Source organism: Helicobacter bilis ATCC 51630 (genome assembly GCF_000686565.1).
Taxonomy (GTDB): Bacteria; Campylobacterota; Campylobacteria; order Campylobacterales; family Helicobacteraceae; genus Helicobacter_A; species Helicobacter_A bilis.
The window spans coordinates 45,445-69,422 of record NZ_JMKW01000007.1 but is presented as its reverse complement, the minus strand read 5'-3'; the positions used below and the strand labels follow the sequence as shown (position 1 = coordinate 69,422).

General features: G+C 34.6%; 21 protein-coding genes. 11 read left to right on the top strand and 10 right to left on the bottom strand.

Translation table 11 applies throughout. The annotated features are described in order from the left end of the window. Positions 1 to 88 precede the first annotated feature (88 nt). The 3 genes from T368_RS0102370 to T368_RS0102360 form a co-directional block, all read right to left on the bottom strand. Positions 89 to 871, bottom strand: coding sequence for a HesA/MoeB/ThiF family protein (locus T368_RS0102370; protein ID WP_004087099.1), 783 nt, complete (start codon positions 869 to 871; stop codon positions 89 to 91). Positions 872 to 889: 18 nt separating this feature from the next. After that, entirely contained in the window at positions 890 to 1,495 is a 606-nt protein-coding gene (locus tag T368_RS0102365) for an MBL fold metallo-hydrolase (protein ID WP_004087100.1), read from the bottom strand. Between the two features lie 114 nt (positions 1,496 to 1,609). Beyond that, positions 1,610 to 2,554, bottom strand: coding sequence for a tetratricopeptide repeat protein (locus T368_RS0102360; RefSeq protein ID WP_004087101.1), 945 nt, complete (start codon positions 2,552 to 2,554; stop codon positions 1,610 to 1,612). Positions 2,555 to 2,643: 89 nt separating this feature from the next. Here T368_RS0102360 and T368_RS0102355 point away from each other — a divergent pair, with 89 nt between their 5' ends. Together T368_RS0102355 and lpoB are read left to right on the top strand one after the other, a co-directional pair. Beyond that, positions 2,644 to 4,128, top strand: a complete 1,485-nt coding sequence (locus T368_RS0102355) for a COG3014 family protein (RefSeq protein WP_004087102.1) — start codon at positions 2,644 to 2,646, stop codon at positions 4,126 to 4,128. Next, positions 4,129 to 4,737, top strand: a complete 609-nt coding sequence (gene lpoB / locus T368_RS0102350) for a penicillin-binding protein activator LpoB (RefSeq protein ID WP_004087103.1) — start codon at positions 4,129 to 4,131, stop codon at positions 4,735 to 4,737. A 164-nt stretch (positions 4,738 to 4,901) separates the two neighbouring features. Here the strand turns inward: lpoB and T368_RS0102345 are convergent, their stop codons facing one another. The 4 genes from T368_RS0102345 to T368_RS0102330 form a co-directional block, all read right to left on the bottom strand. Continuing rightward, positions 4,902 to 5,291: a hypothetical protein gene (locus T368_RS0102345; protein WP_004087104.1), complete on the bottom strand. Its 390-nt coding sequence runs from the start codon at positions 5,289 to 5,291 to the stop codon at positions 4,902 to 4,904. Continuing rightward, positions 5,292 to 5,621, bottom strand: a complete 330-nt coding sequence (locus T368_RS0102340) for a hypothetical protein (protein ID WP_004087106.1) — start codon at positions 5,619 to 5,621, stop codon at positions 5,292 to 5,294. It abuts the gene before it with no gap. A 3-nt stretch (positions 5,622 to 5,624) separates the two neighbouring features. Further along, entirely contained in the window at positions 5,625 to 7,121 is a 1,497-nt protein-coding gene (locus tag T368_RS0102335) for a DASS family sodium-coupled anion symporter (protein ID WP_051053855.1), read from the bottom strand. Between the two features lie 328 nt (positions 7,122 to 7,449). After that, positions 7,450 to 7,647, bottom strand: a complete 198-nt coding sequence (locus T368_RS0102330) for a hypothetical protein (RefSeq protein ID WP_027338268.1) — start codon at positions 7,645 to 7,647, stop codon at positions 7,450 to 7,452. Between the two features lie 124 nt (positions 7,648 to 7,771). Here T368_RS0102330 and T368_RS0102325 point away from each other — a divergent pair, with 124 nt between their 5' ends. From T368_RS0102325 to T368_RS0102305, 5 genes are all read left to right on the top strand, one after another. Continuing rightward, entirely contained in the window at positions 7,772 to 8,863 is a 1,092-nt protein-coding gene (locus tag T368_RS0102325) for an NAD(P)-dependent alcohol dehydrogenase (RefSeq protein ID WP_004087112.1), read from the top strand. A 267-nt stretch (positions 8,864 to 9,130) separates the two neighbouring features. Then, positions 9,131 to 10,936, top strand: a complete 1,806-nt coding sequence (locus tag T368_RS0102320; protein WP_004087114.1) for a site-specific DNA-methyltransferase — start codon at positions 9,131 to 9,133, stop codon at positions 10,934 to 10,936. Next, positions 10,929 to 13,475: a DEAD/DEAH box helicase family protein gene (locus T368_RS0102315; RefSeq protein ID WP_004087116.1), complete on the top strand. Its 2,547-nt coding sequence runs from the start codon at positions 10,929 to 10,931 to the stop codon at positions 13,473 to 13,475. Before T368_RS0102320 ends, T368_RS0102315 begins: the two co-directional genes overlap by 8 nt. A 106-nt stretch (positions 13,476 to 13,581) precedes the next feature. Next, a complete protein-coding gene (locus T368_RS0102310; protein WP_004087118.1) occupies positions 13,582 to 14,343 on the top strand; it encodes a TSUP family transporter in 762 nt (253 codons plus the stop codon). 506 nt (positions 14,344 to 14,849) lie between these two features. Next, positions 14,850 to 15,320, top strand: a complete 471-nt coding sequence (locus T368_RS0102305) for a hypothetical protein (protein WP_138160782.1) — start codon at positions 14,850 to 14,852, stop codon at positions 15,318 to 15,320. A 474-nt stretch (positions 15,321 to 15,794) separates the two neighbouring features. Here the strand turns inward: T368_RS0102305 and T368_RS0102300 are convergent, their stop codons facing one another. After that, complete coding sequence (locus tag T368_RS0102300) at positions 15,795 to 16,580, bottom strand: MotE family protein (RefSeq protein WP_248646228.1); 786 nt, start codon at positions 16,578 to 16,580, stop codon at positions 15,795 to 15,797. 295 nt (positions 16,581 to 16,875) lie between these two features. After that, on the bottom strand, positions 16,876 to 17,829 hold the full coding sequence (locus T368_RS0102295; RefSeq protein ID WP_004087124.1) for a chemotaxis protein: 954 nt from the start codon (positions 17,827 to 17,829) through the stop codon (positions 16,876 to 16,878). A 138-nt stretch (positions 17,830 to 17,967) separates the two neighbouring features. On the opposite strand from T368_RS0102295, the gene serS reads away from it, so the two are divergent. The 4 genes from serS to T368_RS0102275 all read left to right on the top strand — a co-directional run bounded on the left by serS (position 17,968) and on the right by T368_RS0102275 (position 23,301). Continuing rightward, complete coding sequence (gene serS / locus T368_RS0102290; protein WP_004087126.1) at positions 17,968 to 19,263, top strand: serine--tRNA ligase; 1,296 nt, start codon at positions 17,968 to 17,970, stop codon at positions 19,261 to 19,263. A 28-nt stretch (positions 19,264 to 19,291) separates the two neighbouring features. Next, positions 19,292 to 21,847 (top strand): tetratricopeptide repeat protein, encoded by a 2,556-nt coding sequence (locus T368_RS0102285; RefSeq protein WP_004087128.1) that lies wholly within the window; start codon positions 19,292 to 19,294, stop codon positions 21,845 to 21,847. Positions 21,848 to 21,857: 10 nt separating this feature from the next. Next, positions 21,858 to 22,223, top strand: a complete 366-nt coding sequence (locus T368_RS0102280; RefSeq protein WP_004087129.1) for a methionine-R-sulfoxide reductase — start codon at positions 21,858 to 21,860, stop codon at positions 22,221 to 22,223. Positions 22,224 to 22,482: 259 nt separating this feature from the next. Next, positions 22,483 to 23,301 carry a hypothetical protein gene (locus T368_RS0102275; protein WP_004087130.1) on the top strand — a complete coding sequence of 273 codons (819 nt, stop codon included), beginning with the start codon at positions 22,483 to 22,485 and terminating at the stop codon, positions 23,299 to 23,301. A gap of 72 nt (positions 23,302 to 23,373) precedes the next feature. Here the strand turns inward: T368_RS0102275 and T368_RS0102270 are convergent, their stop codons facing one another. Beyond that, a complete protein-coding gene (locus T368_RS0102270; RefSeq protein WP_004087131.1) occupies positions 23,374 to 23,874 on the bottom strand; it encodes a peptidylprolyl isomerase in 501 nt (166 codons plus the stop codon). Between the last annotated feature and the right edge of the window lie 104 nt (positions 23,875 to 23,978).

Here is a 23,978-nt window from a genome sequence, read left to right as displayed (position 1 = left end):
CTATCCTCTCTTCACAATTAGATTTGAATTAAGCAAATTATATACCATGCTTTGTGGTTTTTTGGCTATCGACTGATTTCTCTTTTTGTCATTCATGATAAGCCTTTAATTCTTTAATGCCATTTTCTTTAGAGCATACGCGACAATCAGCATTTTTATGAATGGCTACTTTTCTAAAATTCATCGTTTTAATATCCATGGTTAATAGCGTATTTGTGAGTAATTCACCAAGATTTAGAATATATTTAATCGCTTCGCTTGCTTGTATGCAGCCAATAATGCCCGGGACTACGCCAAAAAGCCCTGCACGAAATATAGCATTTAGCTCTTTTGCGGGCGGCTCATCAAAAGCACATGCAAAACATGCGCTTTCATGTGGTAAAATCGTCATAGTTTGCCCACGATATTTTAAAACACCTGCATGGCTAAAGGGCTTATTAAGCAACACACACGCATCGTTGATAAGAAATTTACCTGCGAAATTATCAGTAGCATCAACGATAAAGTCATAATTTTGCATAATCGGCATGGCATTATTTGTTGTGAGTTTTTCAAAATAAGTGTCAATTCTTATATTTGGATTAAGATTTTTCATCTTTATTTGTGCTGATGTAATCTTTGCCTTGCCTATATCTGAAGTCGCATGTATGATTTGCCTTTGTAAATTACTCACTTCTACAATATCATAATCTAATATGCCAATGCGACCTATACCAGCGGCTGCCAAATACAAACATACAGGTGAGCCTAACCCACCAGCACCAATAACTAAGACCTTTGCATTACTAAGCTTTTTTTGCCCTTCTTCACCAACATCTTCAAGCATTAAATGTCTTAGATAACGCTCTTTTAATACTTCTTCTTTTTCCATATTATCCTACTCTAAACTTTATGCGATATACTTTATCCATGCGGGTATATTGCGAGATTCTGCAAATACTGAAGTGTCTCCACCATGTCCGGGATGTATAGGTAAGTCTTCTTTGATTTGCAAGAATCTTTCTAAAGATTCTCTCATATCATTGCTATTTGAATATGGAAAATCATATCGACCGATACTTCTTTGAAAGATAAAATCACCGCTAAAAATATGCCCACACACTTCTATAATGCTACAACCGGGTGTATGACCGGGAAAATGCCAATAAGTTACATTAATGCCATTTATATTGAGACTTTTAGAATCTTTATCATTTTCTACATATACATCTGCCTTGCATGGTGTTAATCCTAGATTAAAACAATCAGATTCTAACATAAAGGAATCTTGAATGGGGCAATACACTTTTGCCTTTGTTTGCTCTTGTAGCTTGGCGGTATCCCAAATATGGTCAAAATGCCCGTGTGTGATAAGGATTGCTTGTAGATTTTTTGTATTTTTTAATACCCATTCAATTGCATTAAAGCCGGGATCTACTACAAACTCAAAATCATCAAATTGCAATACATAGGCATTTGTTTGATATTCTCCAAACGCACATTTTTGAATCTTCATACCATAACCTTTTACAAAAAGATTCTATAACTAACTAAACTTCACAAAAATCATAAATAAAGGGCTTATTTTATCACAAACTTCTTTAAGTCTTAATAAAAATCTTGCAAGATGTTACTGCATTTTTTTGCGTTTATTTGCAAGTTTTGCAAGGTAGGTGCAAGCATCAGCATTTTGCAAATAACATGCTTTTGTGTAATATTGCATAGCATTTGCTACATCTTCATTTACATCTTGTGTAACGCCCCTTTCATAAATAATGCCTAGATTAAGACATGCTGCGGGATAATCGCCACCACACGCTTGATTGAAATAATGAATCGCCTGTGCATAATCGCTTGTAGTTTTTGCATAGTTATAACGCAAAACACCGAGATTAAAACATGCTACATTATCTCCCATATTACAACTTCTGCCATAATAATTTTGCGCTTGCATTAGATTTGTGCTTTGCCCGTTTTTATCCTCAAGATTCCCACTATATATAACGCCTAGATTCTGACATGCTTCCTTATTCCCAGCTTTACATGACTTTGCGTAAAGCTCCATTGCCCTATTATTTTCTATCTTTGCATTTTCTTCTTCTTTCTTCTCTTTTTCTCTTTCTGCCTTTGTGCTATGCTCGTAGAATGCAAGGTTATTACACGCATCATAGTTGCCACCATTACATGCTTTTGTATAGAATGCCATCATCGCATTATAATACTCTGCCCTCTTTCTTTTTCGCTCCGAGCGAGAAAATCTTTTATCAGAATCTAGGCTATCAAGCAATTTTCCCTGCACGATCCCAGCAGATAAACATGCGATATAGTTATCTTGCTCACACAGCCTTGCAAAGATAGGCAGGGCTGCTTCTAAATTGCCCCTTTTGTAGAGATTATATGCAGAATCATAATCAGCTTGTGCGTTATATTGATCATCATAATATGAGTTTTGGTATGAATTTTGTCCATAGTAATTGGGCTTATAATAAGAGTTGCTTTGCCCCCAGTAGCTTTTTGCATGCAAGATTCCAAAAAGCGATATAGTGGCAAATACCATAAAGGACTTTTTCATCATATTTACTCCCAAACAATTGATTTTTATATGAAATTATATTAGTATTTCATGGTTTTAGAGAAAAACTTTGCAATAGTATCGAGGAAACTTTGAAAAATTTTATTTTTTTTGTGTTAATTGGACTTTTTTTATCCGCTTGTTCTCCATATAGCACACAAATTAAGAGAGAATACGATACACAGCACTACACACAAACCTATAAAACATTACAGAAAGCTACAAAAAATAAATCAAATGACTGGTTATTGTGGAAAATGCAGTCTGGCTTTCTCACATTTTCATATTTTGGAGCTCATTTTAGTATTAATGATTTAGAAAATGCAGAAACACAATTTAAAGTTTATGAATCAAAAGGGCTATTATCAAACATAGGTGCAAATGTTGGAGCGACTTTAAGCAATGATATGGCTATGCCTTATCGTGGCATGATTTTTGAGGGGGCATTGCTAAATTTTTACAAAGCCCTTGCATTCTCTAGCTTGGGGGATAATACACAAGCAAGGATTGAATTTAATCGTGCGAATGATAGGCAAAGAAGGGCAAAAGATTATTATGCAAAAGAGATAAAAAAAGCACATGATAAAGTGGTAGAAGAGGCAAATAAGAAAACACAAAGCACACTCTATGAAACAAATACAAGAGATTCTGAAATCGATAGCATTTTAAAAACGCGATATACAAATCTAGAGCAGTTTGCAGTATATAGAGACATGATAAATCCGCTTATCCCTTATGTTTCTGGCGTATATTTTATGATTGAGAGAGATTTTGCTAAATCGACTGATTTACTAAAAGAATCTTATGGTATCAGTAAGATTCCATTTGTAGCAAAGGATATGCAGATTCTAGAATCTCGTAAAGGCAAACGCGATTATCAAAAATTTACTTGGATAATTATTGAAGATGGCACATTGGCACGAAAAGAAGGGTTAATCATTTCACAACCACTTGTAACCGGTAGCGGTATTAATGCAATAAATCTAGCTTTGCCAAACTTTGTTAATGGAAAGCCTACATACAGCGATTATAGAATCAATACTACAAATGCGGAGATTCTAAGTAATACAAGCAATCTGTTTGCAAGTGAGTTTGAAAAGCAGCTTCCATCAATAATCACTCGTGCGATAGTTGGAGCAATGCTAAAGTTTGGCATTACAGAGACCATTAATGCAGTGGGTGGGGATTATGGTGCGATTATTGGACTTGCAAGCACTTTGGCTTTTAGTGCGACTACTGCGGCTGACTTACGCTCAAGTCTTATTCTGCCAAATAGCGTATGGATTGCTAGAATCCCAAATGCAGAATCTAGTGTCAAAATTTATGGTAATAATGAAAAATTACTAGAGATTCCCATAACAAAAGAATGCAATGCAAAACTAGCGAGAATGGCAAGTAAAAATGAGCTAGATTCACTCATTAAAGCAAAGCCTAAAGACATTTCCGCTAGAATCAAGCTTTTTAAGCAATACTATGAAAATGGCAATGAAGATAGATTGTGTGTCTTAACAGACAATATCATGTATGTGCGTGTGCATCGTGGCACAATCGCTCATACCATTATTAAAGGAGATTAGATGTATAAATGGACAAAAGTTGTAGTAACAAGCGTTGTAGCTTTGAGTATAGTTGGTTGCGGTGGCAAGGTAAGCTATGTTGATACGCAAGATTCAGTAGAATATACGAGTGCAGGTATAGATTATCACGATATTGAAGCAGCGGTGCATAAAAGTGTTCAAAGCCTTTTAAATAGTGAATATGTATTGAGTTTAGAGAAAAAGCAAGTCCTTGCTATCTCTGATGTAGTCAATGATACTATGCAGCAAGTAGATGTGCGAGGACTAACAAGCAAGGTAGCAAGAGCTATGCGTAAAAGTGGGAAATTTCAGCTTACAAATGCAATTAGCGGTAGTGGTGGGCAAACTGATAATATGATTTATAATGCAAGGGATTTAAGGGATAATGATGAGTTTAATCAATACACAACAACAGAGAAAGGCACACTCATCGCACCAAATCTCTCACTATCAGGCATTATCGTGCAGAAAAACACAAAGGTAGGCAAAAAACAAAGAGTAGATTATTCATTCACTCTAACACTTACAAACATAAAAACAGGCATGGTAGAGTGGGACGAAAATACACATATTATAAAAGTAGCTCCAAATAGCAAGGTTTCATGGTAGGTTTTATATTCTTAGCGTTTAGCAGATCTGAAAAGACCAGATCAGCAAAAAGTGCCTATCGCCTATACTGAAAAAACATATAAAATCTAAACATGGAGTTTGGGTTTCTTTCAGCACATTTTGGCTATAAAATAGAATCATATTAATGCTAAATATGCATGTAGTTATCGTATGTCTTGCATTACGCTAGAATCATCTATTTCAAATCGTATATATGTTTTTTGCGGATAAAATTTCATAGTGATATTATTTAAAAGTGCGTTTGGATAGTAAAGATAGATTGCTTGTTGCATAGATTCTAAGCCTATGCTTTGGCATTCATATAGCCATGCACTGCCATTGCGACTACATTCTTTATAGAAAATTAGCGGTTGTGCTTTTTTGTCTGCATATATAGAATCTTTTATGCGTATAGAATCTTTTTTTTGCATTGTATCATCTTTAGCTAATCCAACGCTTTGCAAATGTATCAGCGGACTATAACAGCCAGAATACAGCAAAGCAGCACATAGCATAACTACAAAAAGCATTTTTGCAACAAAGTCATTTCGCATTTACATTCCTAATATAAGACATTTTTTCTGCCATATAAGCATATTATAGCTTTGCTGCCATATACCTACCTTTGTAAATGTGTGCTGCTTTGTATTCTTATATGCTTCTCTCAAAAGATTCTCAAAAGTGAGAATCTCATATTGTTTTGTGGCATTAAAGGGTGTGAAACTCGCACAGATTCTAGCGATCTCTTTTTGTGGTTTTTTTGGCAGTGTGTTTGGTAGGATTTGCAAAGAGTGCAGTTTGCCTAAAGATATAGATTCTTCGGTCCCCTTTACACCACAGCCGACAAAAAAACAAGCTAATATAATACATAAGATTCTAAACATATCCTAATAATATCCTAAAATTTTCCACCAAATACCACCGACAATGCCAAATACAAGCACACTCACAACACTCATCACAAAGCCTACTTTCCACCATTCTCCAACACTTGCATAACCAGACCCAAAGATAACTGGGGCAGTCCCTGTCGCATAATGCGTTAAACTCATCATAATATTACCTGCTGCTGCAAGCATTAAGGCATATAGCATAGGCGGTGCGCCAAGTGCTAAACCAGCCGCATAGAATGCCGCAAACACAGCAGCTATATGTGCCGTTGTGGAGGCAAAAAAGTAGTGCATATAAAGATAAATAAGCGTAAGCAACAAACACGCACCAAACCAGCCAAAGCCTAGTGCATTGATACCGCTTTCAAGATGTGTCGCATAATAGCTAACAACGCCCAACTTACCAAGAAAACTAGCCATCATTACTAACGCACTAAACCATACCACAGTATCCCATGCACTCTTTTCTTTAAGGATATCTTCCCAAGTGAGTATGCCGCTAACAAGGGTTAATGCTAATCCCAAAAACGCAACTGCAGCAGGGTCTATCTTAAACCCAAAAAACTTACCAACTCCAGCCCATAGCATAAGCATAATGGCAAATATACCAAGCACGACTTTTTCCTGCAAACTCATAGGACCCATTGCATTTAGTTCTTTTGTAGCCATATCTTTTGCGTTTTCTGTCTTTTTTATTTCAGGGGGATAGATAGCCCACACAACAAGCGGTAATAAAAATAGCACGACAATACTAGGCAAAAACATGGATAAAGCCCACTGCCCCCAAGTGATGTGCATGTCAATTTCTATGCCATGATTATTTGCTACTTCTACGATTTTATTCACGACCATAGGATTTGGTGCAGTAGCAGTGATAAACATGCCCGAAGTGATTGGGTTTATTTGAAAATTTACCAATGCAAGATATTTGCCTATTTTATTTTGCGTTTTTGTTTCAGGCTCGGAGTTAAAATTATGTGCGATAGAACGCATAATAGGGTGGATTATCGCCCCGCCCCTAGCCGTATTTGATGGTGTAACAGGTGCTAAAATCGTCTCACTTACTACAAGAGAATACGCAATGCCTAGCGTATTTTTACCAAAAAGTGATACAAAATAATAGCCAATTCGCTTACCTAGTCCAGTTTTAATAATCGCACGACTAATCATAATCGCCACGCCTATCATCCAGATAAGACTCTCATTAAATCCACTCAAAGCATTTTTAATACTTGCTTTTGTATCACCGGGAGCTGTTACGCAAGTAATCGCTACAATGGCGATAGCTATCATGCTTAATGCCCCGATAGGCATAACTTTTAGAATAATTGCCAAAATTGTCGCACAAAAGATTCCAAGTAAATGCCAACCCTCTGCTTTCATGCCCTCTGGTGCAGGGATAATCCAAAAAGAAATCATAATGCCTATACATACTAAACCATAAAGTATTGAAAGCTTTTTTTTGTTTTGCGCTCCCACATTGTCCCCTTTCATTCAAGATACTTAGCGTTGTATTGTAATATACATGCCAATAAAAGTGTATATGTTATGATATATTCTTGTCATATAAGTTTATAATTGTTGTTTCGTGCTACCACATGTAACATGATGGGGAAGATTTTACAGAATAGTTACTATGATTAATAAATGTAGATGTTCGTATATTCATTGTGCGATATGAAACCCGTGTCATCTAGATTCTATTAGGCTAAACAATATAAAACTATGCAAAATACTCAAGTAATACATATAAAGTGTAAAGGTTGCTTTTATCTTTGGCTTAAATCCACTAAACTTAATCTTTGCGTATTTGCCCTTGCAGCTAGATAGGGTTCAAAGGTTTTGCTACATATCTTGCAGATTTATTTATATTTCTATTTGTATATACATAGATTATCATTATGCTTTCATTTTTCATCACTTTGTAATGATCTTTTATAATCTTGTCATAGCCCTGTTTTTCAAAGCAAAAAGTAGCCCCAAGCTCGTTATCTCTTACTTGAATTCCCTTGACAAACACTAGGTGTTAGGCTTTATAATATCACTCTTAAAGATTTTATGTGTTTGTCTAAACCCGCTTGTTAGCATTTTTCATAGACAAATATTATAGAATCTTAGCTATTTTACTACCCAAAGGAATTTTTATGCTTTTAGAAGAAAACTTAGCCCAAGCCAACAATGGGCAAAAAATCAGTGCAAAAGGCTATGCAGTAGCCCACAAAGACGACACATTTAAGCCTTTTCACTTCACTCGCCACGCAATGGGAGAGAATGATATTTTACTTGAGATTCTCTATGCTGGAATCTGCCATAGCGATATACACTCTGCTAGAAGTGAGTGGAAAAGTGGGATCTATCCTATGGTCCCCGGGCACGAGATAGCCGGGCGTGTGGTAGCTGTGGGTAAAAGCGTGAGTAAGTTTAAGATTGGCGATTATGCAGGCGTTGGCTGTATGGTGAATTCCTGTGGGGAGTGTAGTGCGTGCAAGCAGAGTCAAGAGCAGTTTTGCGAAAATGGTAAGGCGGTTTTTACCTATGATTGCCTTGATTGCTTCCACGATAATGCCCCAACCTATGGCGGCTACTCAAATAATATTGTTGTGAGTGAAAACTTTGCGATACAAGTGCCACAAAATGCCCAGCTAGAGAAAGTCGCCCCACTGCTTTGTGCAGGGATCACCACTTATAGCCCCTTAAAATTTAGCAAGGTAAAAAGGGGCGATAAAGTCGCGGTAGCGGGATTTGGCGGACTTGGGCTTATGGCGGTGAAATACGCCCTTTATCTTGGGGCGGAAGTGAGTGTGTTTGCACGAAATACACTTAAGGCTCAAGTTGCTAAGAATCTAGGTGTAAAAGCCCTTTACACTGCCACAAGTGAATGCAAAGAGCGATTTGATTTTATCATCTCTACCATTCCTACGGCTTATGATGTCAATAGCTATGTGGATTTGCTAAAGTTTGGCGGTGAGATGGCAATTGTTGGGCTGCCGCCTGTGGAGCTAAAAACGCATATTGATGTAACAAGGCTTGTTTTTTCTGCGGGTAAAAAGGTGTATGGCTCACTCATTGGCGGTATTAAAGAGACGCAAGAAATGCTAGATATTTCTATCCAGCAGGGAATCTACCCTGAAGTAGAAATCATTAGCGTAAAGGACATTGACACAGCATATAGCAATCTCACAAACGGCAAGGCAAAATTCCGCTATGTGATTGATATGGGAAGCTTGGAGGGATGAGACTACAAGGATTCTGCTAGAATCCTTGCTCTAGATTCTATTGCTTTGGGTGAGTGTGGAGACTAAAAATATCAAATACCAAAGGCTTTGGACTTGACTATAACATATATTATTTATAGAATCTCGTTTAGTTTTGTTTTCATAATAACAAACGAGCTATAGATGGCTTGAAAGCAGTGCTAATATATGAGTCTGTAGGCAAAGGAGATATTTCATATTCTTACATTGTAAGTTTTTACACATTACATTTTGCAGTTAGGAGAAGTTATGAAAAATGAATTATTGCAAGATTTAGAAAATCGCTTTGAAACTTTAAAGCATATTAGAAATTTAGCACAAAGCTATGATGAAAAATTGTTTTGTTATCTTTTGGAGCAAAGCACATACAAAGATGAGTTTAAGAATAGATTTTTTATTGTGCGAAATAACACTTATATTTTTAAGCTTAATGACTTTTTGACCTTTTTAGACCTTAGAAATTTAAGCGGTAGCTTCACAAGTTATACAAATAAAATAGGATTAGGATTTAAAACAAAAAGCTTTTTAAAAACAAATAATGAAGTCGTGCTAAACTTTGCTTACAAAGATGGCGTGATAAAAGGCGGACAAAGTAAAGATGAGGATAAAAAGAATGAGATATTTTTCAATGAGATTCTAGCAAAAGATGAAATAGATGTGTTGTTTGCAAGAAAAGCTTTGCAAAATTTTGAGCTTATAGGGCAAGGGGATTTAAAAGAAAATCTTAACAATGCTAATCTCTTAATCAAAGGCAATAACCTTTTAGCTTTGCATTCTTTAAAAAAGAAGTTTGCAAATAAAGTAAAGCTCATATACATTGACCCACCTTATAATACAGGCAATGATAGCTTTAATTATAATGATAACTTCAATCACTCCACTTGGCTTACCTTTATGAAAAATCGCCTTGAAATTGCAAGAGATTTTCTAAGCGATGATGGCGTGATATTTATACAATGTGATGACAACGAACAAGCCTATTTAAAAGTGCTTTGTGATGAGATTTTTGGGCGGGAGAATTTTGTAAATTGTATTGTATGGAAAAGACGCGGTGGAAGTGCGAATCCAAAAAATCGCTTAAATGTAGTAATAGATTATATTTTGTGGTATTCAAAAAGTGAAAATTACCAAGTAAATCATATTTATTCTTTGGACGATGAAAATACACAACAATATATTAAAGAGCGTTTTACAAATATAGATGAAAATGGTAGAAAATTTATGAAATCGCCATTGCAAAGTCCTAATTATAGAGAGAACTTAATTTACGATTATAAGGGTTACAAAACACCAACCAAAGGTTATTCAGTTTCAAAAGAAATAATGGAGAAATGGGACAAAGAAGGCAAATTATGTTTTCCAAAAGACAAAAATCAAAATATAAATAGAAAAATTTATCTTGACGAGTATAAAGGGCAACCTATTAGTTGTTTGTGGAGTGATATAAAAGTAATAAATCCTATGGCAAAAGAACGAGGTGAATTCGATGGGCAAAAACCTGAAGCCCTTATAAAACGCATTATAGAAATATCAACACAAGAAAACGATTTAGTAATGGACTTTTTTGCAGGAAGTGGCACAACTCTAGCCGTAGCACATAAAATGAAAAGGCGATTTATAGGGATTGAACAAATGGACTATATAGAATCTATCACAAAAGAGCGGTTAAAAAAGGTGGTAGCTGGAGAGCAAGGGGGGATTAGCAAAGCGGTAGATTGGCAAGGAGGTGGGAGCTTTATTTATGCAGAGCTTATGCCTTTAAATGCAATATATAAAGAGAGAATAAAAAATATAAATGATGAAAAAATGCTAGATTCTATTTACAAAGATTTAGAATCTAAGGCTTTTTTGGATTATCGTATAGATTTAGATAGTATTTTAAAAGATAAAGAGTTTAAAGAATTAGATTTACACGCCAAAAAAAAAGCTTTGCTAGACATTTTAGATTCTAATATGGACTATGTGCTGTATGGGGATATAGAAGATGAGGATTATGCAATATCTAGCGAAGTTATAGAACTTAATAAAATATTTTATGGTGATGATAATGTTTAATAAAAAGTTATATGAGACCTTACTAGAAGAGTTTGGAAAAAGAGGACTGGAAGATATAGAGATACCTTTGTATATCAAAGAAAATTTATCTAAAGAGCTAAGAATCTACCAAGAAAAAGCACTGAAATATTATTATGCTAATGTAGATTCTATAAAACAAAATCATTTAATGTTTAATATGGCAACAGGCAGTGGGAAAACGCTGATAATGGCTGCTTTGATACTTGATTGCTATAAAAGGGGATATAGAGATTTTATTTTCTTTGTAAATTCTAATTCTATATTGGAAAAAACTAAGGCGAATTTTGCTGATAAATATTCAAGTAAATACCTTTTTAAAGAAAGTATCAATATAGATTCTGAAAATGTAGAGATTAATATTGTTAATAATCTAAGTGAAAGTAAAGATGAATGTATCAATATACATTTTACGACTATACAGGCTCTATACTCTTTGTTTAAAACAGAAAGGGAAAATTCTTTAAGCTTTAGTGATTTAGTGGATAAAAAGATTGTGTTATTGGCTGATGAAGCACATCATTTAAATAGCGATACTAAAAGTAAAAGTGAAAAGGAAAATAAAGAGGGTTGGGAGACAATCATAACAAAGGCTTATGAAAGCAATAAAGAAAATTTATTATTTGAATTTAGTGCTACGATACCACAAGAGGCTAATGTTTTAGAAAAATATACAAATAAAATAATTTATGAATACGCTTTAAAAGAGTTTTGCAAAGACGGCTATTCTAAACGGATATTTCTAACAAAATATAACAATGAAACTTTAGAGTATAGAATCTTAGGCAGTATGCTAACAAGCCTTTATAGAGAGCTACTCGCACAAAAGCATAATATCATACTAAAACCTGTAATAATGTATAAAAGTGAATCTATAAATGAATCAAAGCAAAATGAAAAGTTTTTTATAAATTTTTTAGAAAATTTAGAAGCTTCTCAAATAAGTAGCTTTTATGAAAATATTGATAAAGAGAGTGATCTTTTACATAAAAGCTTAGAATTTTTTAAAAGAGAATATGGTTTGTCGTATGCAAATAGCATTATCAACTTTTTAAAGAATAATTTTAAATCATTGTATATATTAAATACAAATGATGAAAAAGAGCTTGAAAAAAATCAAGTATTATTAAATACTTTGGAGGATACAAGCAATGAAATAAGAGTGATTTTTTCAGTAGATAAACTCAATGAGGGTTGGGATGTGCTAAACCTTTTTGATATAGTAAGACTTGGTAGTAATAAAGCTAGTAAGGCTATTACGACTAAGGAAGTTCAGCTTATAGGAAGAGGTGCTAGATATTATCCTTTTAAAGACCCATCATTTATGTTTGATAGTGATTCTATTTATATAAGAAAATATGATAATGACTTAGATAATGAGCTAAACGCCCTAGAGAGACTAAGCTATCATACCATTAATGATGTCGCATTTATTAAAAATCTTAATGAAAGTATGAATAAGCAAGGCTTGTTATTTGAAGAAGAAAAAAGGCGTGTAGATTTAATTGTCAATGAAAAGATAAAGCCTATTATTGATGATAACAAAATTTATTATGCCAATAATAAAAGGATTAGAAGAGGGGATTTACAACTTTTCTCTATGACAAGAGCTGAAATAGAGCAGAAAATAAAGGGACTGCAAATTCCACTTTTTTCAAACTCTATAAAAGAAAGTGAAGAGAAATTTGAGATTGTGAAAGAAGAATATGATTTACAAAACTCTTCAACGCTTGAATCTATTATAGATACTAAATATTTTCTTAAAGCAATGAATATGTTAGGGCTTAGTTTTAAAGAAATTAATAAGAATCTTGACTTTAAAAGCAAAAGGGATTTTATAGAAAATTATTTAAAAAAAATATATGTATGCTTTTCAAAAAAACAAACATTTAATATGGAAAATAAACTTGAAATAGCAAAGTATATTTTGGAAAATTTTAAATCCTTAAAGCAAAGTATCAAGCAAGAATATGAAGTAAGTGAGTTTCAGTCTCATAAATTTAATATAGGCGATAGAATAATCTTTAAAAATGATGATAATTTTGAAGATTCTAGATTCACTTGGCTATATCATAAGACATTTTGTTATGATAGTAAGCTAGAAAGAGAATTTTTGGAATTTATAGAGAGCAGAAAAGATGATATTGATAAGATGTTTTCTCAATGGTTTATTATAAGAAATGAGGGATTTAAAGAATTTAAAATTTATGATAATCGCGCAAATGAAGTAACTTATGGAATGGGCTTTGAGCCTGATTTTATTTTCTTTGGCAAAAAATTGAGTGAAAGGAATGATAAGTTTTTAAGTATTCAATGTTTTATGGAGACAAAGGGAGAGCATTTAGCCCCTAAAGATAGTTGGAAAGAGGATTTTCTAGCAATGCTAAAGGGCAAAAAGCTTGACACAGATACAAATCAAATATTGACATTAGAATCTTTACCATTTTTTATAAATAAAGATATAAGCAAAAATCAAACATTTATTGATGAATTTGATGGGTTTTTAAATAAGCAGAAATAAGAGATAGAAAGCTTGGTAATTTATTAATGGCAGATTCAAACAACTTTGTGAAAAAACATTAAGCTTTGCGAACTATGATTATACAAGGCAAAATAAAGGTTGTGGTATGTTTGGCAGTATTGAAGTAGTTTGGTATATTGTGCTGTTTGTGGCATCTATCTTTGGTGGGTTTGTAGGCTCACTCTCTGGCGGGGCTGGAATGATAACTATGCCCCTGCTTTTGTTGAGTGGGCTAAATCCCCTTCAAGCCCTAGCGACAAACAAGCTTCAAGCCTGTGTGGGTTCATTCACCGGGGCGGCTCATTACTATAAAAATGGACTAATGGACTTTCAGCAAAGTCGCATTTGCATTGCCATAGCGGTGATATTTTCTGGCTTGGGGGCTTTTGCTGTGCAGTTTGTATCGCTTGAGATTCTATCTAAAATCCTGCCTTTTGTGATGATTCTTGTAGGAATGTATTTTTTGTTTTCACCAAAGCTAAGTGATGAGGATAGGGCAAGGACAAAATATCCCTTGCTTTTATACGCTTCTTGTGCGGTGGCAAGTGTGTATGGTGGGCTTTTAGGCGTGGGGATAGGCTCTTTTGTGCTGATGATATTTGTTAGTATAGCAGGTTACGGCTTGAGTAAAGCCCTAGCACACTCTCGCGTTCTTGTTTTTAGTATCAATCTCTCTTCGGCATTGCTTTTTATTGCAGGTGGGAATGTGCTGTGGATTCTAGGCATATTAATGTGTGTAGGGCAGATGATAGGGGCGAGTCTGGGGGCGAAACTTGCCATAAAACACGGAGCGAAAATTATCCGCCCTGTGGTGATTTGCCTATGCTTTATTATGTCTATAAGGCTGATATATAATGACATATTGTAATAAAAAGTTCTAGCAGTCCTAAAAACAATATTAAATAACAATAACGCCATTTACAAGGAAACCCTATGACTTTCTCCCCTCACATCAAAGACTACAATACCTTCACACCCTAAGTAATAAACAAATCCAAATTACAAATATAGATTCTAAGCAAACCTATACACAAACAACAGATTCTAGAGGGTATGTAAGCTTTAGTATAGATTCTAAGCAAAGGGGAGGTTTCTTTAAGACAGAATTTGTTAATGATAGCAGCTATAAGCCACAAGCTTTTAATCTTGCTGGGGAAGTTAGGTTAATCTGTGCAAATGCGTTAAATATAAGTAATGCAAAGAATCTCTCTATTGCTTTTCTCAATCACAAATATAAAATCCAAAATTTTCTAGCAATGTTTTACTTCTATTGTATTGCCATCTTTTTATGTTTTTCTACACCACTTCTTGCAGATTCTAATTCATTAATACTCAATCCAATTAAAGCTTCTTTTTTTGAAAAAAGCAAAGAATGTGATATTACTAAAAAAGGGCAATATCTGTGAGATAACCTTTAGAATACCTTTAGATTTATGGAGGGTGTGGGATAAGAATAACCAACATATAGACATTGGATTATATTTCTATACAGAAACACCAGATTATTGGCATAATTTTTCATTTGATGATAAGAAGTTGGGATTTACAACGCTTCCTATACAAAATGCCAGTGATTTTATAAGTAGGCTCTATGAAGTAAGAAATCCAAATGAGAATTACTACCATTGGACACCAGAACACCTTAAAGCAATCACTCACCTTTTAGAATCTTATCACTCAAATCAATTTTTTAAACTCAAGGTTACTTTTGTGCCTTTATCTCATCTCAAAGAACAACAAGAAGTTACTGATATTTTTTCACTCTATAAGACAGAATCTAGTAGAATCTTATGGGGTTTAATGCAAATCAAGTCCATAAAAACTTGGAAAAAATATAGTGATTGATATGAAAAGTTTGTGGATATAAGATAGAATAGGGAATTTCACTTTCGCTATGAGTGAAAATGATAAAATTTGATTACATTATTATATACATAGCAAAGTGAAAAAAATAGCATTTCAGAAAGATATTTTATCTATGACTTTAGTATAATCATTTTGTTCCCCGCACAATATTACATGTTTTTACCTATCTTAACTAAGAATCAAGTATTAAAAGCCGTTATAAAGCTTAGAAAATATTGGGCTTTAATATTTTATATCAACCCTACACCACTATATTAAAAAACATATAATCATGCAACAAAATTATCTCTTTACGCATGTTTTCATAATAATACTTACGCGGCTTACAAAACTAATATAATGAATAAAACAATATAAACAAATAATGCCTTATATCTTGTATTCTCTACTTAATGGTGTTTAATAAAGTTAATCATATGATTTCATTGCAATACAAGGCTATTATTATGGATTCTAATACACCCTCATATTACCATCAAAGCTTTGTGGCACTGCGTTATTTTGCTGATTTGTGTTTGCCTCTCTAGCGTTTTGCAGCATATTATCTTCTACATTGATTCCATCTGGTGTGGCTGGTGGTGGTGCATTTGGTGGGACTGGCTTTTTACTAGGGAAATATTTTATAAGTTTTGTAAGTTCTGCGGCTTTATCTGGCTGCATTTGTGCTAGAATGCTTCCCATTTGATTCGGTTTTAGGCTCAATAGAATCATAACCGCATCATCTTCTGGCATAGCTGCTAAAATCGGTGCGGCTTTGCTATCTTTCATTTTCGCATAGCTTTCAGCTAGTTTTGTGTCTTTTGTGCCTGTGATTTGCTTTAGAATCTCTTCGTTCTGTGCTAATAGCTTCTTTGCTTCATTGAGTTTTGCTTCACTTTCTGCTGATTTTTTTGCTTCTTCATCTCGCATATCAGCATACATTTTCTTTAACGCACTCTCTTTTAGCTTCATCTGCTCTTCTTTTTCTTTTAATAGCTTTGTGTTTTCTGTGGTTAGAATTTGCAAAGTGCTTTGTTGCTGTTGTAGCTGCAATAGACTTGTTGCAAGCTCTTGCTTTCTTGCCTCAAAGATTGCATCACATTGTTTTGCTAGCTGTTGTGCTGCCTCTGGATCAAAACTCGCACTAGTTGTTAAAGATTGCGTTTTGACTGCTTTTTTTTCTGTCTCGTCATCGGCAAACGCACTGACACATAAACAACCAACAATAAGACTTCCTAAAAAAACCTTTTTCACTACCATATCCTTATGTAACAGAATCTTGCGTAATATTATACAATAATGCAAAGCTAGATTCTATAAATTTATACTCTAAGCGATCTAAAACACTCACAAAAATATAAATATATGAATGCAAAGCTTTTTAAGCATTACTTGAAACCTTTCTGATTCTATTATGATTGTCATTTTAAACCTTAAAAAGTGCAACATTTTACAAACACTAACTTTGAGAAATTTTGCTTTGCTAAAAACGACAAATAGATTTTTAGAATCTAGATTTTACACATAATGCTTCTATCTCAAATTATAGTCAAATCTACATCTCAAGGGCTTCACGCAGGGCGTCTTCTATCTCTGCAGGATTTGATTTTGTAATAAAGGCGTTTGCTTTTAGGCTTTGTGCTTTTTCAATATTAGAATCATTACTCATTGATGAATTCACAATTACAGGCATAGTCTTTGTATCTTCATGCTCACGTATATGCTTTAAGACTTCAAAGCCTGAAATGAGTGGCATTTCAAGGTCAGTGATGACTGCCCCAACGGTTTTAGCAACACCCGGTGTGTAGAGATACTCAAGCAATGCTTTGCCATTTGGAAAGGTAAAATAGCGAAGTTGTAGTTTCTCCATAATGATTTGAAGTGATTTTTGTGCAGGTTTAGAATCTTCTGCTAACAATACAACCTTATCACTCTCAATAGCCCTTAAGCCCTCAAGCTGCAATTCATGCGACATTTCTACTGATGGGAAAGCATCTACCACCATGCGTTCAACATCCATGATTTGCACTACCGCACCATCATCAAATTTTGTAGTAGCAGTAATCTTATTATTCCCATCAAAGCCGTATTCACTACCTACAATTACAGAATCCCAGCTTCGCTGGATAATGCGTTTTACACTTAAGATTCTAAGTCCAACGGTGCATTGTGAAAAATTACATAGAATCACAAGATTTTTTTGACTTTGGATAGAGTATTCTTTTAAGTCTCGCTTTGGGTCTTGTGCGTTAAAGTAAAGCCATCTACGCATATCAACAAGCGGTATGCTCTCCCCTCTAACAGTTAGGAATCCAAGCACGATGCCCTCATTTTCCCCCGCAGTTTCTGTTAGCTCCCCATCATAATAGATTATCTCGCGTATCTTAAAAACATTCATCGCATAAAGCTGAATGTCTTGCTCATTTTCAGTATCTTCTAGGGTAAAACAGAGAAATTGTGCTTCATTATTTAAATGGAGTGAAGTCGTTTTATCAATATTGCTTATCAAAACAAAGCTCCTAAACTTTTATTTTATTGCTGTTATTTTAACAAAAAAAATCTTTTATCAATACATTTTATATCATTATTTTGTTATAATTGCTTCTTTTATACATAAATATTCATAGTTGCTAAAAGGTATTTCTCAATGATTGATGTTAAACTTTTATTACAAGATTTTGACTATGTAGCACAGAATCTTGCCAATAGGAATGTAGAAAAAGCCATGCTTGATGTATTGAAAGAGAATGCAAATAAGTTAAAGCAACAAAAAAACATAGCAGAATCTATGCAGGCAGAACAAAATAAACTCTCAAAAGAATATGGCGAACTCATGCGAAAGAGGGCAGATTCTAATCTTTTGCAAAGTCATAAAGAAAACCTTGATACATTAAAAAGAAAGGTGCAAGAAGAGGTTGCAAAGGTAGCCAAAGCAGAAGTAGCATTGCAAGAGATTTTACTTAAGATTCCAAACCTTTTAGATAAAAATACGCCCATAGGCACAGATGAAAACGATAATGTTGTGATTAAGCATGTTTTAGAGCCAAAAAAGTTTAGCTTCACACCAAAAGAGCATTGGGAACTTGCAGAGAAAAATAAATGGATTGACTTTGAAGCGGGGGTAAAACTTGCTAAAAGTCGTTTTTCTGTTTTGCGTGGAGAAGCTGCGAGACTAAATCATGCTTTAATATCTTATATGCTTGATTTTAACTATAAAAATGGCTTTGAGGTATGCAGTGTGCCAGTTATTGTAAATGAAAGGGCTATGTTTGGGACGGGGCAGCTGCCAAAATTTGCTGATGATATGTTTCATATAGAATCTATGAATGATGATATAAATGAGAGTGAAGATTCTAATAAAGGGCATAATCTCTATCTTATTTCTACTTCAGAGATTTCTCTCACTAATCTTTATCAAGATATGATTCTAACAGAGAGTGAGCTACCCATTATGATGACGGCATATACACCTTGCTTTAGAAAAGAGGCAGGTAGTGCAGGAAGGGATACGCGTGGCATTATAAGGCAGCATCAGTTTGACAAAGTCGAGCTTGTGGCAATCACCACACCAGAACAAAGTGAATCTATGCAGCAAAGAATGGTAGATAATGTATCAAAGCTTTTAGAATCTTTAGAGTTACCACATAGGCTAGTGCAGCTTTGCAGTGGCGATATAGGCTTTTCTGCGACAAATACCATTGATTTAGAGGTATGGCTACCCGGGCAGAACTGCTATCGTGAGATTAGCTCTGTGTCAAATTGTGCGGATTTTCAAGCGCGTAGGGCTAAGATAAGATACAAAAGGGCAGGTAAAAATACACTCACACATACGCTAAATGGCTCAAGCTTAGCAGTAGGTAGGACTCTTGTTGCTATTATGGAGAATTTTCAACAAGCTGATGGTAGCATTCAAATACCTAAAGTATTAGAAAAGTATCTTTAGATTCTATAGTTTATTTGGGGATTAGGGAATGGCAGAAGAGCAAAAAAAACCAGAAGATATAGCAGCAGAAGATCTAGCAACAGATGAAGTAAAAGATTCTAATAACACTGATGAAAATACAGAATCTAAACCTGAAGAAAAGAAGAAAAAGCCAAGTGGCATTATGGCATTTTTCACGCCATTAGAAAACTTTGCTAGAGATAATGCTAAAGATATTCCGCTTATACGCAACATTGATGAGAAGCTAGGGGTAAAAACTAGACGCATTTTGCTTGTAGTGCTGTTGCTACTTTTTGTGCTATTGCTTGTTATGCTACTTGTAAGTGCCTTTAAACCAAAGCAAGATTCTGAAACAGAGCAGAGTGCTACTCAAAGCACACAGCAAACAAACGCAAATAATCAAGGCGGCAGTAGTGGTGGGGCTAATATACAAGAAGGAAGTAATGCTGAAAGTCAAGGTGGCGTTGTGTTACCAAGCATTCCAGAAGTTACCACAAAGCCCCCAGTTGTAGATAATAAGAATCTTGAAAATATGATTCAAAAAGCAGATATGCTCTATAAAACAGGCGATAAGCAAGAAGCTTTAATGCTTTTTAATCAAATCGCTACTTACGCAAAGGCTATTGCAAACTATAACTTAGGTGTGATTAATGCAAAATCAAAAGACTATCAAAAAAGTATAGAATACTATGATAAGGCTATTTCAGCAGGGGAAGATGTAGCACTAAGTGCGATTAATGCAGCAGTGAGTGCCTTTAGATTAGGCGATATGGATAAGTATCAATACTATATCAATATCGCAAATACCTATGCTAATCAAATCAGCAATCTCCCGCCATACGCCTATTCCTATGCTCTCAATCAATACTATCAAGGGCAGTATTTTGAGGCACTATCACCGCTTAATCACGATACAAATACGCATTTTGACAAAGATAGCAAGAGGCTAGCAGCAAAGCTTTATACCCTTTTTAACGACAATGTCCAAGCCTATAATAACTTAAAGGCTGTCGCAGAAAAGCAAGATGAACTTGCACTAGGTCAGCTATTAGCAAGGCAGGGCAGTCTCAATGCAGCAAGGGCTCATGTGCATAACTATCTCATACAATATCCAAATGATTGGCATGCGAAAATGACTATGCAGCTTATTAATCTAAAATTAGGCGATTTTATCGAAGCAGCAAGGATTATTGATGAGTTTGGTGGCGAAAAAAAAGAAAATGATATTATAAACCCCTATCCTATACAAGCTAGAGTTGCTCCAAATGTTTTTAATGTGCAGTTAGCCCAAGAAGAGTTTTGGAATAGGACTTTTGAGCATTCAAACCTTTTGACAAGTAAGATTCTATTCTATTATGCCCCTTATCGTGTGTTTAATGTGAATGAAGCTTTAAGCATTATTTCAGATGGTGTGCTAGATTCTAAAATCAATTTAGGGAATCTTGAAGAAAGCCATGCGATATTAATCAAAGGTGCTACTATCTCAAACATTAATACAAGCATAGCCCAATCCTTGCGTAAGATTAATGAGAATGATTTACGCGGGGCTTTAGCAATGATTAAACATGATGTCGATGAGAATCCAAATCATGCTGTATTACATTATAATGCGGGGCTAATTTACGCACAAGTTGGCGATTTTGCGAATGCTTATAAGCACTTTTTGCGTGCCTATCACCTTGATATGACAGATGTGCAAGCAGGTGCTTTTGCTATGGTTACAGGCAAACTTGTCTATAAAGATATAAGCACTTTGAATGTGAATCTAGGGCAAAGCATAGCAGATAGCAAAATGCCAAGAGAGCAACTCGTATTATTTAGTAAAATCAAAGAATGGGTAAATAACCCAACTGATATGGGCGTATATATCCCTGAAGCGAATGAAAAAAGGGCAATGGCACTAGCCTTTCAGTCAATCAGTGCGATACACATGAGAGATACGAAAAATATTGTCGCTGGTTTTGAGCGGCTAAAATACTATCAATCAAATGATATTGTGTCAAATATCCTGCTTGATTTAGCAAGAAACTATGGCACAAATGTGAAGAATTCATCGCTTAATATGCAGTATCTCTTTAGAGAAGATAATATGAATCTAGACAATGTTTTCTATGGACCAAATCTAGCACGAGAGCTATATATCTATGTGGGCTTTATAACTGGGAATCTTGAGCGAGAAAAAAAGCTTTTAAACTACAAGCTAAGCACACAGACAAAAAATCCAAATGGCTTACTACAAGCCTTAGGACTTTTAAATATCTATCAGCAAAACTTTGAAGAAAGCTATGCGATTTATGACAGATTAATTAATGGCTTGAAAGAAGATGATAGCTATACGCGTTATTTAGGTGCTGTGGCAGCAATTGGGGCTGGACACAAGAATGCCGCAAGTCTTTTATTACAATTATCAAAAATGGATTCTAGTGTGAATTATGAAAGTCGCTATGCCTTAGGTGTGCTATATCAAGAAGCAGAGAATTACAACGCCGCAGCACAGCATTATAATAGCATTGCAAATCATGGATTTAAATCAGAATTTATTGACTTCACCATTGATGATTCAAAGGTGAATACCCCAAAATAAAGGGCTAAATATGAAAACATTAAGTGAGTTTGAAAAATATGTGCTTTTAGAGAAAGGCACAGAAGCCCCATTTAGCGGGGAGTATAATGACTTTTTTGAAGATGGAATCTATGTATGCAAAGTGTGTGAGATGCCTTTATTTACTTCAGATTCAAAATTTAGCGGACATTGTGGTTGGCCTAGCTTTGATTCTAGTATTGAAAATAATGTAAAAGAAGTGCTAGATGGAGATGGAGTGCGAACAGAGATTATATGCAATCATTGTAACGCACATTTAGGACATGTTTTTAGAGGTGAGGGCTTCACCGCTAAAAACACCCGCCATTGTGTTAATTCTATATCGCTTATATTTATCCCAAAAGAGAGAGTTAAATAACAAAAACTAAGATTTTTTAGAATCCGCTCTTTGAATAGGTGGTAAGGCTGGGGCGTAAAAAAGGGCTTTAGAATCTAGCAAAGCCTTAAAAAACAAAAGAATAACACATTAAATATTTTTATAAATCTTTAGAATCCAATTCAAATGGGTGAGTGCAAGTGATATAGAAGCCGTATTTTAGAATCTTAAACCTTCTAAAATTATGTAAAAATCATAAAACTAGATTCTAAACTTTTATATAAAACCTTAAGGGAAAAGTATGAAACAAGAGATTTCTTATCAGCAAATGCTGTATATTATGCAGTATTTATCAAATAAAAAACAAATCATGCCAAAGGATATGCTTGGTCGCTCTCTTGCATATACTTGCTTTTTACCGCGTTTATCAGATAAATCTTATCTCTATGAAAAGTTAAAGACAAATACACCCAAAAAAGCCCTATATACCAACACAGAAAAGCTATCTAAACTCATACAAACAAGCCGTTTAGACCATAGCGTAGAGTTTGATAAAGAGATTTTTTGCGTGATATTTAGCGATTTGGATAAACTCGCAAATAATGAGAGTGCGGATAGTATGGACTATTTAAGTATGATACGGCGATTATCCCCTGCTTTTGTTGTCCATGAAAGTGTATTTATTGATGAATATCAGATTCTAGAATCTACTATTAGCGGGGCAGATATGATTATACTCAATATCAAGCATTTACAAATATATTGTGAGATTTTACATGCTTTGGAATCTAATCCTATGCTACTAGATTCTAATATTGATGATATTGCTTCTGAAATAGCCCTGAACACACAAGATTCTATAAGAAATCATTCTCTCACACATAGCATACAAACACATATAAATAAACTCATAGCCTTTGCATATAATCTTGGGATTATCCCTATTTTGCGTGTTATGGATACAAATGATTTAGAGATATTTCAGCAATTTGAGAATCTTTTTCATTGCTTCTATGCGACAAATGAGACTATAGACGCATTACCCAAAGAGAGTATTGCATTTGTAGATAGGAATATCGGAATAGAGAATCTTGTCGATATTCTTATTGTAAGTCAATAATGAAGTATATCTATTTCACAAGATTCTATAAAAGCAAAAATAGATAGAATCTTTTATGCGGTTTAAGAGAGTTTAAACCTTTGGCAATTCAGCAACTACGCGGATACTCTTAATAATATCTCCTTGTTTTAGAGAATCTAAAACTTCATAGCTTACCTTTTCATTTACTGGGATACGACCAAAGGCGGTGTGTTCGCCATCTAAATGCGGTTGTGGCGCAAAACAGATAAAAAACTGACTACCACCCGTATTTCTCCCAGCGTGAGCCATAGATAAAGTGCCACGATTATGCTTTGTTGGGTTATTTTCAAGCTCACATTTTATAGTATAGCCCGGACCACCTGTGCCATCGCCCTTTGGACAGCCACCTTGAGCCATAAAACCAGCTATCACGCGATGAAAATTCAAATCATCATAAAAGCCACTATTAGCAAGTGTAGCAAAGTTACTTACTGCTTGTGGTGCATGTTCTGGAAAAAGCTTTATATACATAACACCCTTATTTGTTTCAACGATAGCATATTGCAATGTTTGTAACTCGTCTGCCAAAAGTTTATATTCTTTTAATCCCATTGTAAAATCCTTAAATTTCAGTGATTCAAAAGTTGAGATTCTAGCAACTTTGCCGGTAAATTTCAAGATTTAATGTTATAATTTAGGATTAAAAGTAAATTTGG

What these genes read in the sequence shown, in the direction of transcription:
- T368_RS0102370 (WP_004087099.1), bottom strand. Translation starts at nt 871, where the DNA reads ATGGAAAAAGAAGAAGTATTAAAAGAGCGTTATCTAAGACATTTAATG.
- T368_RS0102365 (WP_004087100.1), bottom strand. Translation starts at nt 1,495, where the DNA reads ATGAAGATTCAAAAATGTGCGTTTGGAGAATATCAAACAAATGCCTAT.
- T368_RS0102360 (WP_004087101.1), bottom strand. Translation starts at nt 2,554, where the DNA reads ATGATGAAAAAGTCCTTTATGGTATTTGCCACTATATCGCTTTTTGGA.
- lpoB (WP_004087103.1), top strand. Translation starts at nt 4,129, where the DNA reads ATGTATAAATGGACAAAAGTTGTAGTAACAAGCGTTGTAGCTTTGAGT.
- T368_RS0102345 (WP_004087104.1), bottom strand. Translation starts at nt 5,291, where the DNA reads ATGCGAAATGACTTTGTTGCAAAAATGCTTTTTGTAGTTATGCTATGT.
- T368_RS0102340 (WP_004087106.1), bottom strand. Translation starts at nt 5,621, where the DNA reads ATGTTTAGAATCTTATGTATTATATTAGCTTGTTTTTTTGTCGGCTGT.
- T368_RS0102335 (WP_051053855.1), bottom strand. Translation starts at nt 7,121, where the DNA reads ATGAAAGGGGACAATGTGGGAGCGCAAAACAAAAAAAAGCTTTCAATA.
- T368_RS0102325 (WP_004087112.1), top strand. Translation starts at nt 7,772, where the DNA reads ATGCTTTTAGAAGAAAACTTAGCCCAAGCCAACAATGGGCAAAAAATC.
- T368_RS0102320 (WP_004087114.1), top strand. Translation starts at nt 9,131, where the DNA reads ATGAAAAATGAATTATTGCAAGATTTAGAAAATCGCTTTGAAACTTTA.
- T368_RS0102315 (WP_004087116.1), top strand. Translation starts at nt 10,929, where the DNA reads ATGTTTAATAAAAAGTTATATGAGACCTTACTAGAAGAGTTTGGAAAA.
- T368_RS0102310 (WP_004087118.1), top strand. Translation starts at nt 13,582, where the DNA reads ATGTTTGGCAGTATTGAAGTAGTTTGGTATATTGTGCTGTTTGTGGCA.
- T368_RS0102300 (WP_248646228.1), bottom strand. Translation starts at nt 16,580, where the DNA reads ATGGTAGTGAAAAAGGTTTTTTTAGGAAGTCTTATTGTTGGTTGTTTA.
- serS (WP_004087126.1), top strand. Translation starts at nt 17,968, where the DNA reads ATGATTGATGTTAAACTTTTATTACAAGATTTTGACTATGTAGCACAG.
- T368_RS0102285 (WP_004087128.1), top strand. Translation starts at nt 19,292, where the DNA reads ATGGCAGAAGAGCAAAAAAAACCAGAAGATATAGCAGCAGAAGATCTA.
- T368_RS0102280 (WP_004087129.1), top strand. Translation starts at nt 21,858, where the DNA reads ATGAAAACATTAAGTGAGTTTGAAAAATATGTGCTTTTAGAGAAAGGC.
- T368_RS0102275 (WP_004087130.1), top strand. Translation starts at nt 22,483, where the DNA reads ATGAAACAAGAGATTTCTTATCAGCAAATGCTGTATATTATGCAGTAT.
- T368_RS0102270 (WP_004087131.1), bottom strand. Translation starts at nt 23,874, where the DNA reads ATGGGATTAAAAGAATATAAACTTTTGGCAGACGAGTTACAAACATTG.